This is a genomic window from Geothrix mesophila, assembly GCF_022808835.1.
GTDB lineage: Bacteria > Acidobacteriota > Holophagae > Holophagales > Holophagaceae > Geothrix > Geothrix paludis.
Window position 1 is genome coordinate 308605 of sequence record NZ_JAKZLD010000004.1, and the last position, 13720, is coordinate 322324.

Sequence of the window (13720 nt, forward strand, 5' to 3'; positions counted from 1 at the left end):
AGCTTGCATGGCATCTAAACATACGAGAGGAAAATCATGAGCAAGGTATTTGTGAACATCGCGATTAGCCTCGATGGCTACATGGCGCCGGAAGGAATGACCATGGAGAACCCCGCGTATAAGAACTGGGGTGCCAAGTGGGGTGCGCTGATGGCTTGGCTCATCAATCAACAGTACTTTCGCGAGAACCTCCTCAAGCTCGAATCAGGAGGAGAAACCGGACCGGTCAATGACCTGGTTCGCAGGACCACCGAGCGCATCGGTGCCAACATCATGGGCAAGCGGATGTTCGACCAAGGCGAGCGCGCCTGGCCAGAAGAGGCTCCGTTTCACACACCGGTATACGTTCTTACCAATGAGAAACGCGAGCCCTGGATACGCCCCGGTGGCACGACCTTTTACTTCGTCAATGAAGGGCCAGAGCGCGCCCTAGAATTGGCTCGGGAATCCGCAGGCAGTCGTGATATTCGTGTCGCGGGTGGACCGGATGTGATCCAGCAGTATCTGAACCTAGGTGTCGTTGATGAGCTGGAAATCGCCTTGGCACCCGTGTTTTTCGGCGGCGGGCGGCGTCTCTTCGAGAACCTAAGCGAGCCCGGGCCGCAGTTTCGCATAGACAAGGTTTTTGATGGTCCGGCCGCCACACACCTGCGCTATGTCCGTCAGTGAGGGCGGCCTAACCCCGCTTAACTGGCCATCAGATCTCGAGGCGCTGGCCGTTGGAGATCAAGGGTGCTCCCGCCAGATCTCCACTTCGGGTTCCAGCTCCACGCCATGCCTTTCCCGCACCCTCGTTCGCACCTGTTCCATCAGCTCGGCGAATTCGGCGGCAGTGGCATGGCCGTGGTTCACGAGGAAGTTGGCGTGCTCAGGGCTCACCTCGGCGTCGCCCACCCGCAGGCCCTTGAGGCCCGCCTGGTCGATGAGGCGGCCGGCGCTCTGGCCCGGCGGGTTCTTGAAGATGCAGCCGGCGTTGCGCTTCGACAGGGGTTGGCTGGTGCCGCGCTTGGCCCGGTACTCCGCCACCTGGGCGCGGATGGCGGTCGGGTCGCCTTCCGCGAGCTGGGCCGTGGCGGAGAGCACCACGCGGCCCCCGGTGAGGAAGCTCCAGCGGTAGCGGAACTCGCCGGGCTCCGGCGCCTTCTCCACCAGCTCGCCCTCGGGGGTGAGGAAGCGGTAGCGGGTCAGCACATCCACCCACTCGCGGCCGTAGGCCCCGGCGTTCATGCGGATGGCCCCGCCCAGGGAGCCAGGAATGCCGCTGGCGAACTCCAGGCCCGACAGCCCTGCGGCCGCCGCGGCCTCCGCCAGAGCGATGTGGCCGTGGCTGGCCGGCGCCGTGAACCGCGTGCCGTCGCGTTGGACCACCTTCGGCAGGGCGAGCCGCAGCACCGGCGTGTCGATGTCGCCCAGCACCACCAGGTTCGAGCCGCCCCCCAGCACCCGCCAGGGCAGGCCCTCCCGCGCGCAGGCCCGCACGAAGGCCTGGGCCTCGGTTTCCGTCGTGGGCTCGAAGAGCCAGCGGCAGAGCCCGCCCACACCCAGCGTGGTGAGGCGCGCGAAGGGCACGTCCCGGCGGTGGGGGACCTTCAGCAGATCATCGGGCAGGGGGCGCGTCATCGGTTCCAGTATGGACGAACCGGCTCAGGCCCCCGCCTCCGGCGCGGGCCGAAGCGAGGCCAGCACCATTTCCAGCAGGCCGTCGATCATGGCGCGGAGCTCGTCGGCATCCTTGGCGGATTCCTTGAAGCCGTGGACGGCGCGGGTGAGGACGCGGGCGATCTGCTCGGGGGGCAGCGCCTTCGCGGGTGCCGTGGGGCCCAGGGGCGCGAGGATGCCCACCAGCTCGGCCTCGAAGGTCGCCACGGCCTGGTCGATGGCCCCCTTGGCGAAGGCGAGGCCACCGTGGAGGGGCTCCCGCAGCTCCGGCGAGGCTTCGAAGAACCCGAAGGGGCGCACGGTCCAGAGGTCGAAGGCGAAGCGAAGCTTCTCCAGGGGGGTGGGGCGGGCGTCCAGGCCCTGCCGGACCTCCTCCAGCGTGCGGGCGGTGAAGGCCCGGAGGACGGCCTCGAAGACCTCCTCCTTGTTGCAGAAGACCAGGTAGAGGGCCGGTCGGGACATGCCCGCGGCGGCGGCGAGGTCACCCATGGTGGTCCGCCGGTAGCCGAAGCGGAGGAACACGGATTCGGCGGCCTCCAGGACTCGGGCCTTCTTCTCGTTTCCCATGAAAAGAGTGTTGACAAAATTTGTCCGATTGTCAATATTGGCTTTCTGACATTATCGGTCAATGTGTCAAACCAATCATGGAGAACAACATGACGCAAGAAAATTGGACCTGGGCCCAGGTCCCCGATCAGACCGGCCGGGTCGCCGTGGTCACCGGGGCCACCTCCGGCACCGGCTTCGAGGCCGCCCGAATCCTGGCGGCCCGCCGGGCCATCGTGGTCCTGGCCTGCCGGAACCAGCCCAAGGCGGAGGAGGCGGCCCGGCGCATCCAGGCACTCCACCCCGGGGCCCGGGTGGAACTCCAGGCCCTGGACCTGGCCTCCCTGGCTTCGGTGCGGGCCGCGGCTGCGGACCTCCTGGCCCGCTTCGACCGCCTGGACCTGCTGCTCAACAACGCCGGGGTGATGGTCCCGCCCTACGGGAAGACCGAGGACGGCTTCGAGACCCAGCTCGGCACCAACCACTTCGGCCCCTTCGCCCTCACGGGCCTCCTGCTGGCGCGCCTGATGGCCACGCCGGGTTCCCGGGTGGTGACCATGAGCAGCGGAGCCCACCGGATGGGCCGCATCTACGCCGACGATCTGGACTTCGAGCGCGGCTACCGGGCCTGGGCCGCCTACGGCCAGTCCAAGCTGGCCAACCTCCTCTTCGCCTTCGAGCTGCAGCGCCGGCTGGCGGCGGCTGGTTCGACGACGCGTTCCGTGGCCGCCCACCCCGGCTGGGCGCGGACGGAACTCCAGCGTCACGCGGGCTGGATCCGCTGGCTGCGAACCGTTGGCCTGGAGGCCCTCCTGAGCCAGGACGCCTTCGGCGGGGCCCAGCCCCTGCTGCGGGCCGCCACGGATCCCGGGGCGGGGGGCGGCGAATACTTCGGTCCCTCGGGCTTCCAGGAGATGAAGGGAGCCCCCGTGCCGGTGCGATCCGACGCCCGCTCGCGGGACGAGGGCCTCCAGCGCTGGATGTGGCGCCTCTCCGAGCAGCGCACGGGGGTGGTGTATCCGATCTAGCGGATCCAGCCGCCGTCTCCGCAAGGCCGCGTCCCTCCTCATCGCCGTCATGGTGGCCGGAGGCTTCTGGGCCGCCGGCTCCTCCCCCGACTTCCTCAGGAGTCCCCGCATGAACCCATCTCCGCAGTGGCACGAGGGGCGCTTCCGCAACCCCCAGCCCATCTGGAACGACCCCTGGGGGGCCCTCGCCGCCCTGGCGCGACGGGACCCGAATGCGAGCCCCAAGGTCGAGATTCCCGTGGTCCATCCCACCCGGGCTGACCTCGCCGCGGACGCTCCCACCGGTCTCCGGGCCACCTGGCTGGGCCACTCGACCGTGTACCTGGAGGTGGACGGCACCCGCGTCCTCACGGATCCCGTGTGGGGCCTCCGGGCCTCGCCCTTCGGCTGGGCCGGGCCCCGCCGCTTCTACGCGCCGCCCATCCCCCTGGAGGAGGTGCCGGTCCCGCAGGTGGTGGCCCTCTCCCACGACCACTACGACCACCTGGACCGGGACACGATCCGCCGCATCAAGGACTGGGACACTCGCTTCGTGGTGTCCCTGGGCGTAGGCGCGCGGCTGGCGCGCTGGGGCGTGCCGGAGGCCCGCATCACGGAACTGGACTGGTGGGAGTCGGTGTGGGTGGGCGACCTGGAGGTGGTGCTGGTGCCGGCCCGGCACGCCTCGGGCCGGGGCCTGCGGGACAAGGACCGGACGCTCTGGGGCGGCTTCGCGTTCCTCGGCCCCCGCCACCGGGTCTACTTCTCCGGCGACACGGGGATGTTCCCGGGCCTGGCCGACATCGGCGCGCGCCTGGGGCCCTTCGACTTGGCCATGATTGAGGCGGGCGCCTACAACCCGGCCTGGCCCGACTGGCACCTGGGCCCCGAGCAGGCCATCCAGGCCCACGGAATGGTGCGGGGCCGGGTGCTCCTGCCCCTCCACTGGGGCCTCTTCAACCTGGCGGCCCACGGCTGGACGGAACCCGTGGAGCGGGTGCTGGCCGCGGCGGACCCGGCGGGCGTCCCGGTGGCCACGCCGCGGCCCGGTGAGGGCTTCGAGCCCGGCGGCCCCCTGCCGACCCAGCGCTGGTGGCCCGCGCTGCCCTGGAAGACCGCGGCGGAGGTGCCCGTCCGTGCCACGCTGACGGGGCGGCCCGCCGTGGAAGGAGGCCTCCCATGAAGATCCTGATCTTCGGTGCCACGGGGATGGTGGGGCAGGGCGTCCTGCGCGAGTGCCTCTTGGATCCCGGCGTCACGGAGGTGGTGGCCCTCGTGCGGAAGCCCACCCTTCCGGCGCACGCCAAGCTGCGGGAGGTGACCCACGCGGACTTCTTCGACTACCGGGCGGTGGAGCCGGAGTTCACCGGATTCGACGCCTGCTTCTTCTGTCTGGGCGTGTCGTCGGCGGGCCTGCCGGAGGCCGAGTACCGGCGCCTGACCCGGGACCTCACCCTGGCGGCGGCGGAGGTGCTGGCGCGCCTCAACCCGGCCCTGACCTTCGTCTATGTGTCCGGCGCCGGGACGGACGGCACCGAGCGGGGCCGCACCATGTGGGCCCGGGTGAAGGGGGAGACCGAGAACGCTTTGCGGCGCCTGCCCTTCAAGGCGGTGTACCTCTTCCGCCCCGGCCTGATCCAACCGCTCCACGGCATCCGGTCGCGGACGGGCTGGTACCAGGCTCTCTACACCGTGATGAAGCCCGCCCTCCCCCTGCTGCGCCGGCTCTTCCCGAAGGCCATTCTCACCACGGAAGAACTGGGCCGGGCCATGATCCGCGTGGCGCGGGAGGGGGCGTCGACGCCGATCCTCGAGGCTCCCGACCTCATCGCCCTGGGGGCGCCTCCAGCTCGAGCAACCGCGCCTTGACCTCGGGTGATCCGAAGGCGCTCCAGCCGCCGGGGCCATTTGCGGCCACCACGCGGTGGCAGGGCACCAGGATCAGCACAGGATTGACCTTCACGGCCTGGCCCACGGCGCGCGCGGCACCGGGCCGGCCCGCCAGCAGGGCCACCTCGCCGTAGGTGAGGGTCTGGCCGGGGGCCGTGGCCCTCAGCACCTCGGCCACGCGCCGCTGGAAGGGCGTGAGGCCGGACAGGTCCACGGGGATGCGGGTCAGGTCCTGGGGGTGGCCCCCCAGGTGCGCCATGAGGCGCCGCACGGCCTCCAGCACCCAGGCCGGGGCAGCCTGGGCCTCCTCCCGGTCCGGGTTGTCTACGAACCGCAGCACACAGATCCCCTCCGCCGTCCAGCCCAGGCGGATCCGGCTCAGGGCGGTGGCGAAGGTGAGGGTGGAAGGCCCGGCCGGGCTCGCCCTGGGCAGGAGGAAGGTCATGGCCTTCCGGGTCATTGGGTCCGAGCGGTGAGGTCCACGCGGAAGGAGCCAATCTCCGGGTCGTTGCAGCTGAAGAACATCACGCCGTGGTAGTTGCCGACTGGAATCGAGCCGTCGGCCACCTTCACCGGCGTGAACTCCACGCGGACGGTCTTGGAAGCCCCGGGCGCGAGTCTGAACGTGTAAGTGCCGTCCATCTTCGTCTGGATGGATGGGTCGCCGTAGATATACGGCGTATGGAAGGTAGGCACAAGGCTGTTGACGCCCCAGGGGAAGGTCCCGTCGAGGTCGATGCCGGCAGAAAAGGCGTTCCCGTTGATGATCAGGTCCGCTTCGCCGAGGTTCTGGAAGACCAGATCCTGCACCACCGCCGCACCATTCAGGCTGGCGGTCTGGAAGACAAGCGGCTCCCGGAACTCCTGGTGGTGGCGCTTCTCCTGCAGGAACAGCCGAGGCCGGGGGGCCACCAAATCTGCAACCCTGAGGGTGATGGTGGGATCGCCCAGGAAATGGGGGGGAGCGCCGGAGTAGGTTGTGGCGTAACTCTGCATGTAGGAACGGCCGACGCCCAGGGCCATGTCGAGCCCGCGGGCCTCCCGGGCGAAGGCGCTATCGGTGTAGAGGGTCACCGCTGGGTTGGCCCTGACCAGGAGCACACTGCTGTCAACGCCGAAGAGGATCTGGCCCGCGAGGTAGCCCGGGGTGGTGAAATCCCCCGTCGAGCAGCTGGCCAGGCTGACCACCTTCGCCCGGGTGACAAGGCCCCCGAATTCCGGAGCATCCATGGAAAGGGAATCCCCACTCTGCCCCTGGAAGAGCACCGAAAGAGGCGCCCCGTGCAGGTTGGCCTCGCAGTGCTCCTTGCCCGCGGCCAGCGCATCGAGGAAACCCTGCTTCAGGGCTGCAGCCGAGGTGTTGCCCAGGAAGGTCACCTCGCCACTCCCGTACAGCGGATGGTTCTGGTAGGCCTCCAGGAACTTGGTGCCGTCCACGCCGCTGTCGGTGGCGGCCGAGATGAAGGTCATTCCCCTGGAATAGCGGTTCCGGTCGCCTCGCAGCAGCAGGTTCCGGTCAAGGTACCGGCGGATGTCCCCGAGCTGGCTGGTGGGTGACAGCCCCTTGATCCGCGTCACGGCGATGGTGGGACAGGAGTTGACTAGGAGGTAGCTGAACGTCTGCACATCCACCACGAACCTGCCAGAGGCATCCAGGGATGGCGGGTCGTAGGGGTAGTCTAGGGCGCGGTAATAGTGATCACTTACATTCAGATAGGTTCCGTAGGGCGAGATGTTCCGCTCGATGAGGGCCGGAATGTCCCCAATCAGGAAGGCCATGCGGAGGCTGCCACCCTGCTCCTTGAGGAGGGCCCGGAGGGCGGCAGGGTCCGCTGGAGACTGGATCAGAACGCTCTCGCAGCCGGTATCGGTAGCCACGGCGTCCATGTAGGACTGAAGCAGGGTGGGCATGTCCGCCAGCACATCCGGAGCGACCACATAGGCGATCTTCCCTGCCTGTCTGGGGATGTCCATGGCTGCGGTGAACTGGACGACACCCTCCGAGGTGACGGGGCCCGTCGTGTAGGTAAGGCCGGTCAGCGTGCCGTTGCATCCGGAAGCGGTCGCCAGGACGAATCCCGCGTCAAGGCTCAAGGTGAAGGTCGCGGTCTTGCCGTACTCGACGGTGGCAGCCGTGGGACTGGTATGGACCCCGGTACCAACGCTGGCGGTGACGGTATAGAGGCAGGGCTTGGCCTTGACCGTCACCACGCCATCGGCATGGATGGGCGCAGTGGTGTAGACGTTATCCTTCAGGGTTCCGCCGCATCCCGTGACCGAATCGATCTGGTAGCCCTGGTCCGCAGCGACATGGATGGCGAGCGTCTTGCCCGCCTCCACTTGGGAGGAGGTCGGGTTGGCCTGTACCCCCGCCCCAGTCACCACGGTGATGGTGTAGAGCGTCGGAGGTGGAGGTGGGGTGCTGGTTGAGCCGCCACCTCCGCAGGCCATGAGGACAGCCATCACGAGTGAGGCGGAGAGGCGGGCGAGGAGCTTCATGGGGACCTCGGTTGCAGATTGGCTCGACGACGAGAAGCTGTATTTGGAAAGCCCAATTCTGGTTGGGGCCAGCATCCGGATCAACCAAAAAGGATCCGCCATTCATCTATGATTCAGAGTTGTTCCCCTCTCCGCGCAGGGCCTCTGTTCCCGCCTGGACTGGATCCAGGAACCCTTCTCTGTAGGCCGGAGGCGCTCAGGCTGCCGCCAATGCCTGGGCTGGTGATGCTGGTGGCCCGTGCCATGGAAGGCCCCCGGGAGGCTCGGGTCCCGATACGCTTGACGTCATGCGCTGGCTCGCCATCGACCACGGCACGAAGAAGCTCGGGCTCGCCTTCTCGGACGAGTTGGAAATCCTGGCCTCGCCCTTCGAGGTGTGGCCCCAGGAGGAGACCCGCACGCTCGACCGCCTGGCCCGGCTCTGCAAGGAGGAAGGTGTGCAGGCCCTCTGCCTGGGCCTGCCCCGGCACAAGGACGGCGCCGAGAGCGCCACGGCCCCGGCGGCCCGGGCCTTCGGCGAGGCCCTCGCGGGCCGCACGGGCCTGCCCCTGCGCTTCGTGAACGAGCACCTCACCAGCGCCGAGGCCGACCGTCTGCTGCGGGAGCGGGGCGTGAAGCCCGACAAGCGCAAGCTCCTGCTGGACGCCGCCGCGGCGGCGGTCATCCTGAACGAGCTGCTGGAGGACCGGCGGGCCAAGGGGATCCCCGCCAGCCGTCTGGATTGATCCCCTGACGGGAGGGAGCCATGCGCATCGCATTCCTGGGCCTGGGACGGATGGGTGATCCCATGGCGCGCCGGCTGGCGGGCGCCTTCGATCTGACGGTCTTCAACCGGGACATGGCCCGGGCCCGGCCCTTCGGGGCCCTGGGCGCCCAGGTGGCGGGCTCCGTGCGGGAGGCCGTGGCGGGGGCGGAGGTTGCCATCACCATGCTCTCGGACGATGCCGCGGAAGAGGCCATCACCTTCGGTCCTGGCGGCCTGCTGGAGACCCTTGCCCCGGAGGCCATCCACGTCTCCATGAGCACCATCGGCATCGCCACCTCCGCCCGCCTGGGGGAGGCCCACGCCGAAGCTGGACAGGGCTTCGTGGCGGCGCCGGTCTTCGGCCGCCCGCCCGCGGCGGCCTCGGGCCAGCTCTGGATCCTGGCCGCCGGTCCCGACGACCAGGTGGCCAAGTGCCAACCCCTGTTCCAGGCCCTGGGCCAAGGCACCTTCCCCCTGGGGGGGCGGGCCTCCACGGCCCACGCCATGAAGCTGGCGGGCAACAGCCTCCTCGTCACCGCCGTGGAGGCCCTCAGCGAGGCCTTCGCCTACGGCGAGAAGGCGGGGGTCGCGCCGGAGACCACCCTGAAGATCCTCAACACGGCCTTGCTGAAGTCTCCCCTGGCCGACGCTTACGGAGGCGCCGTGGTGCGGGGCGACTTCGAGCCCGCGGGCTTCGCCCTGCGCCTGGGGCTCAAGGACGTGAGCCTGGCCCTCCGGGCCTCCGAGGCCTACCAGGCGCCCCTGCCCATCGCCAGCCTCCTGCGGGACCGTCTCCTGTCCGCCGTGGCCAAAGGCTACGGCGAGCAGGATCTGGCCGCCCTCTCACGCCTCAGCCGGGAGGACGCGGGGCTGGCCTGAAGGGGCTGCTCCGATTGCATCTTTTTTTGCCGACAGGGATCCTGGGGATCCAAGAACTTTCTTGAGTTGAGCTCCGGCCAAACCGATGCATGATGGGTCGCGGGGCGTTGGCCTCCGGGTCGCTCTGAAAGCCTTCATCTCCGATGCCAGGGGTCCAGGCATGGCAGGTTCCCTCAGATCTCTCCGTCCCGCCTTGCGCAAGGCAGGCGCCGTCCGTGGGCTCCTGGCGACGGAGACCCCGGAAGGATCCCGGCCGTGGGCCTGAAGGAGGCTCAGGGGCCGGACGACGCCCCTTCTGGCGATGCCCGCTCCGAGGAGCGGCGGGGCCGGCGGTTCGAGGACGCCATCACCAGCTTCCTGCCCCGCATCGGGCGGATGGCCAAGGTGGGGGGCTGGAGCTTCGACGTGGACTCGGGCGAGGGTTGGTGGACGGAGGAGGTGGCCCGCATCCACGACCTCGATCCCTCGACGCCGGCCTCTGCGGCACTGGGACTGAACTTCTACACGGCCCAGTCCCGGCCCCTGATCGAACAAGCCATCCGGGAGGCCATCGAGAAGGGGCGTCCCTACGATCTGGAGCTGGAGCTGGTGAGCGCCACGGGGGCGCGCAAGTGGGTGTGGACCCAGGGCCAGCCGGTGGTCATGGGCGGGCGGGTGGTCCGCATCCAGGGCACCTTCCAGGACATCACCGAGCGCAAGCGCACGGAGCTGGCCCTCCGCGAGAGCCAGGAGCGCCTCCAGATGCTCATCGATCACGCCCCGGCGGCCCTGGCGATGTTCGACCGGGAGATGCGGTACCTCGCCGTGAGCCGGCGCTGGCTCAGCGATTTCCATCTGGGCGAGCAGGCCATCCTGGGGCGCTCCCACTACGACATCTTCCCGGAGATCCCCGAGGCCTGGCGGGAGGCCCACCGGCGAGGGCTGGCGGGAGAGATCCTTCACTCGGAGGAGGACCGCTTCATCCGGCAGGACGGGACCGTGTACTGGCGGCGCTGGGAGCTCAGGCCCTGGCACGCCGCCGACGGGACCGTGGGCGGCATCGTGATCTTCTCGGAGGACATCACCGAGCGGGTGGAGGCGCTCCAGGCCCTGCGCGAAAGCGAGCAACGCTTCCGCCTGGCCCTGCGGAACGCGCCGGTGTCGGTGGCCGTCCAGGACCGGGACCTGCGCTACGTCTGGGCCTACAACCAGCGGACCGCCAGGCCCGAGGACATGGTGGGCCGGCGCGACGCCGACCTGTTCTCCCCCGACCAGGCGGCCCGGCTGGATGAGCTGAAGCGGCAGGTGCTGGAGGAGGGCGCGGAGATCCACCAGCAGATGTGGCTGGACCGCCCGGGACGCCGCCTGTTCCTGGACCTCTACTGCGAGCCGGTGCGGGACGCCGAAGGGCGCATCACGGGGGTGGGAACCGCGACCGTCGACCTGACGCCGGTCCGCGAGGCCGAGGAGGAGCGGCGGCGGCTCGAGGCCGAGGTCGCCCACGGGCAGAAGCTGGAGTCCCTCGGTGCCCTGGCGGGAGGCGTCTCCCACGACATGAACAACGTGCTGGCCGCCATCATGGCGGTGGCGTCCATGCTCAAGGAGAAGCGCCCGGACGATCCGGACCTGGTGAAGTCCATGGACACTCTGCTCCACGCCGCGGGCCGGGGCCGGGACCTGGTGAAGGGGCTCACCGACTTCGCCCGCAAGGACCTCCCCGAGCCCCAGCCGCTGGACCTCAACGAGGTGGTCCGGAAGGAGGCGGCCCTCCTCCAGCGGACGACCCTGCAGAAGGTGGGCGTGGAGCTGGCGCTGGCGGAGGGCCTGCCCCTGGTGATGGGTGATCCCAGCGCCATCTCCAGCGCCCTCATGAACCTCTGCGTCAACGCCCTGGATGCCATGCCCGAGGGCGGCCGCCTGCGCCTCGCCACCCGATCCGGAATGGGCGGAACCGCGGAGCTCGTCGTGGAGGATTCGGGCCACGGCATGGCGCCGGAGGTGCTGGCCCGGGCCCTGGAGCCCTTCTTCACCACGAAGCCGGCGGGCAAGGGCACCGGCCTGGGTCTGGCCCTGGTCTACGGCGTGATGAAGGCCCACGGCGGGCGCGTGGACCTCCGCAGCACGCCGGGCCAGGGCACGGAGATCACCCTCGTCTTCCCGACGTACCAGGCCGACCTTCCCTTCGATGTGGGAATCCCCCCGGTGGACGAGGCGAGGGGCCGGCGCCTCCGCATCCTGCTGGTGGACGACGACGAGCTCGTCCGGGGCACCGTGCCGGTCATGCTCGAGGCCCTGGGGCACGAGGTGCTGGCCACGGCCGGGGGAGCCCAGGCCCTGGAGCGGCTGGAGGCGGGCTACGTCCCGGATCTCGTGATCCTGGATCTCAGCATGCCGGGCATGGACGGCGAAGAGACCCTTCGACGCCTGCGGGTCCTGCGGCCCGGCCTGCCGGTCCTGCTGGCCACGGGCTACCGGGACGAGCGGGGTGACCGGATCCTCGAGCAGGGCGCTCACGTGGGCCTGATCCTGAAGCCCTTCACGCTCATGGACCTCAAGCTGAAGCTGGGGCAGATGGCCTGAGCCCGGCTCAGCCGAGCCGCACCGTCCGCATGCAGCGCTCGGCCAGGCCGGGGTTGTGGGTGACGAGCAGGGTGGTGGGCCGCAGCTCGGCATGGAGGCCCATCAGGAAGCCGAAGACCTCCTCGGCCGTGGCGGGATCGAGGTTGCCGGTGGGTTCGTCCAGCAGCCAGAGGGCGGGCTTGCGCACCAGGGCGCGGGCCAGCCCGGCGCGGGCGGCCTGGCCACCGGAGAGCTGGCCGGGCAGGCGCTCGCCGAGGTCGCCCAGACCCACGGTGGACAGAAGCTGTCCGATCCAGGCCTCGGCCTCGACGGAGCCGTCGCCGTCGATGAGGAGCGGCATGCGGAGGTTCTCCCGCACGGTGAATTCGGGCAGCAGGTGGGGCTGCTGGAAGGCCAGGCCCACCCGGCGCCGGCGGTAGAGGGCACGGGCCTCGGCGCCCGCGGGCACGGGATCCCCGCCCACGGCGATGCCGCCGCCCTCCCAGTGGTCGAGGCCGGCGATGCAGTTCAGGAGCGTGGTCTTGCCCACGCCGGAGACGCCCACGATGGCGCAGAGGCTGCCGGCTTCCACGTCGAGCGAGAAGCCGTCGAAGACGGGATGGGGGTTGCCTGGGTAGGTCTTGTGCAGGCCAGCGATGGAAAGGGGCTGTCCGATCATTCGGCCCTCAGCGCGTCGACGGGGTCCAGGGCCGCGGCCTTCTTGGCGGGGTAGCGCGCGGCCAGCCAGGAGACCAGCAGGGGGAAGACGGCCACCAGTACCACGTCCAGTACCTTGAGCCGGAAGGGCATGTAGGTGATGAAGTCGTAGACCGCCGCCGGCAGCTTGAGAAGCTTCCAGTGGTCGAGGATGAGGCACAGCGGCACGCTGACGCCCAGGCCCCAGGCCGTGCCCACGGCCCCGATGCGCAGGCCCTGCAGCTCGAAGAGCCGCTGGATCTGCTTCGGCGTGGCGCCCAGGGCCAGCAGCACGCCCAGATCCCGCCGTTTCTCGGTCACCAGCAGCACCAGGGAGGCCACGATATTGAAGGCCGCCACCAACACGATGAGGCTGAGGATGGAGGCGAAGGCCCACTTCTCCACGGTGAGGGCTGCGAAGAGGGCCCGGTTGGATTCCCGCAGGTCCGTGGCCTGGAAGGCGGGGCCGAGGGCCTGGAGGACGCGGGGCTTCACGTCCGCGATGGCGTCGATGCTGGTGGCGCGCACCTCGATCATCTCGGCCCGGCCCTCGGATCGGGCGATCCGCATGGCGTCCGCCAGGTGGATGAAGGCCCAGGCCTTGTCGTACTCGGAGCTGTGGCTGTAGAAGGTCCCGGCCACCCGGAAGGCCGCCACCTTGGGCTGCTGGCCGCCCAGGCCCAGCTCCAGGCGGAAGACCGCCAGGGCCACGGTGTCTCCCACCTTGAGGCTGAGGCGCTGGGCCAGCTCCTTGCCGAGGATGATCTCGCCCTCCTTCAGCTGCTCCACGGGGAGGGGTTTCATGGAGTCGAAGATGCTTGAGGTCCCGTGGGCCGTGGTGGGGTCCACGGCCTTCACCACCACGGTCTCGGGGGGCATGTCGCTGTCCGGGCGCCGCAGAAGCCCTTTTTCCAGCCGGATGGGTGAGGCGGCCTGCACACCTGGGACGGTCCGGATGGTCCTCAAGGCGCCTTCGGTGTCCGGAATGTCGCCACCCAGGTTGAAGACGGTGAAGTGGGCCGTGGCGCTGAAGAGGGTGGCCTGGATCTCCTGGTGGAAGCCGTTCATCACGGCCAGGGTCACCACCATGGCGAAGACGCCCAGGGCCGTGCCGCCCCGGGCGAACCGCACCATGATCCGCACGAAGGCCCCCTTCCGGTGAGTCTTCAGGTAGCGGTCGGCGATGGTGCGTTCGAACAGGGCCATGCCACCAGGGTAGCCGGGACTTGATTCTTGCCCCCGGGCACGGCAGCTTTGGCTC

General features: G+C 69.5%; 13 protein-coding genes. 7 read left to right on the forward strand and 6 right to left on the reverse strand.

Annotated features, from left to right (window positions below; genetic code table 11):
- The first annotated feature begins 36 nt into the window (after positions 1 to 36).
- Positions 37 to 669, forward strand: a complete 633-nt coding sequence (locus tag MLG87_RS13735; protein WP_243295713.1) for a dihydrofolate reductase family protein — start codon at positions 37 to 39, stop codon at positions 667 to 669.
- 57 nt (positions 670 to 726) lie between these two features.
- Here MLG87_RS13735 and murB read toward each other — a convergent pair whose 3' ends face one another.
- Both murB and MLG87_RS13745 read right to left on the reverse strand, forming a co-directional pair.
- Positions 727 to 1620 carry a UDP-N-acetylmuramate dehydrogenase gene (gene murB / locus MLG87_RS13740; protein WP_243295714.1) on the reverse strand — a complete coding sequence of 298 codons (894 nt, stop codon included), beginning with the start codon at positions 1618 to 1620 and terminating at the stop codon, positions 727 to 729.
- Positions 1621 to 1644: 24 nt separating this feature from the next.
- Positions 1645 to 2226 carry a TetR/AcrR family transcriptional regulator gene (locus tag MLG87_RS13745; RefSeq protein WP_279341294.1) on the reverse strand — a complete coding sequence of 194 codons (582 nt, stop codon included), beginning with the start codon at positions 2224 to 2226 and terminating at the stop codon, positions 1645 to 1647.
- Positions 2227 to 2315: 89 nt separating this feature from the next.
- On the opposite strand from MLG87_RS13745, the gene MLG87_RS13750 reads away from it, so the two are divergent.
- From MLG87_RS13750 to MLG87_RS13760, 3 genes are all read left to right on the forward strand, one after another.
- Entirely contained in the window at positions 2316 to 3233 is a 918-nt protein-coding gene (locus tag MLG87_RS13750) for an oxidoreductase (protein WP_243295716.1), read from the forward strand.
- A gap of 109 nt (positions 3234 to 3342) precedes the next feature.
- Positions 3343 to 4395 carry an MBL fold metallo-hydrolase gene (locus tag MLG87_RS13755; RefSeq protein ID WP_243295717.1) on the forward strand — a complete coding sequence of 351 codons (1053 nt, stop codon included), beginning with the start codon at positions 3343 to 3345 and terminating at the stop codon, positions 4393 to 4395.
- Positions 4392 to 5081 carry an NAD(P)H-binding protein gene (locus tag MLG87_RS13760; protein ID WP_243295718.1) on the forward strand — a complete coding sequence of 230 codons (690 nt, stop codon included), beginning with the start codon at positions 4392 to 4394 and terminating at the stop codon, positions 5079 to 5081. The genes MLG87_RS13755 and MLG87_RS13760 overlap by 4 nt, the downstream gene beginning before the upstream one ends.
- On the opposite strand, the gene MLG87_RS13765 is transcribed toward MLG87_RS13760, so the two are convergent.
- Together MLG87_RS13765 and MLG87_RS13770 are read right to left on the reverse strand one after the other, a co-directional pair.
- Entirely contained in the window at positions 5038 to 5547 is a 510-nt protein-coding gene (locus tag MLG87_RS13765) for a methylated-DNA--[protein]-cysteine S-methyltransferase (RefSeq protein WP_243295719.1), read from the reverse strand. The genes MLG87_RS13760 and MLG87_RS13765 overlap by 44 nt on opposite strands.
- Before the next feature lie 11 nt (positions 5548 to 5558).
- On the reverse strand, positions 5559 to 7601 hold the full coding sequence (locus MLG87_RS13770) for a hypothetical protein (RefSeq protein WP_243295720.1): 2043 nt from the start codon (positions 7599 to 7601) through the stop codon (positions 5559 to 5561).
- Between the two features lie 287 nt (positions 7602 to 7888).
- On the opposite strand from MLG87_RS13770, the gene ruvX reads away from it, so the two are divergent.
- The 3 genes from ruvX to MLG87_RS13785 all read left to right on the forward strand — a co-directional run bounded on the left by ruvX (position 7889) and on the right by MLG87_RS13785 (position 11784).
- Positions 7889 to 8326 (forward strand): Holliday junction resolvase RuvX, encoded by a 438-nt coding sequence (gene ruvX, locus MLG87_RS13775; protein WP_243295721.1) that lies wholly within the window; start codon positions 7889 to 7891, stop codon positions 8324 to 8326.
- 20 nt (positions 8327 to 8346) lie between these two features.
- Positions 8347 to 9225: an NAD(P)-dependent oxidoreductase gene (locus MLG87_RS13780; RefSeq protein ID WP_243295722.1), complete on the forward strand. Its 879-nt coding sequence runs from the start codon at positions 8347 to 8349 to the stop codon at positions 9223 to 9225.
- Positions 9226 to 9480: 255 nt separating this feature from the next.
- The gene (locus tag MLG87_RS13785) at positions 9481 to 11784 is read left to right on the forward strand and encodes a hybrid sensor histidine kinase/response regulator (protein WP_243295723.1); all 2304 of its coding nucleotides are present in this window, start codon (positions 9481 to 9483) and stop codon (positions 11782 to 11784) included.
- A 7-nt stretch (positions 11785 to 11791) separates the two neighbouring features.
- Here the strand turns inward: MLG87_RS13785 and MLG87_RS13790 are convergent, their stop codons facing one another.
- The gene (locus tag MLG87_RS13790) at positions 11792 to 12442 is read right to left on the reverse strand and encodes an ABC transporter ATP-binding protein (RefSeq protein ID WP_243295724.1); all 651 of its coding nucleotides are present in this window, start codon (positions 12440 to 12442) and stop codon (positions 11792 to 11794) included.
- Positions 12439 to 13665: an ABC transporter permease gene (locus tag MLG87_RS13795; RefSeq protein WP_243295725.1), complete on the reverse strand. Its 1227-nt coding sequence runs from the start codon at positions 13663 to 13665 to the stop codon at positions 12439 to 12441. Before MLG87_RS13795 ends, MLG87_RS13790 begins: the two co-directional genes overlap by 4 nt.
- Positions 13666 to 13720 lie beyond the last annotated feature (55 nt).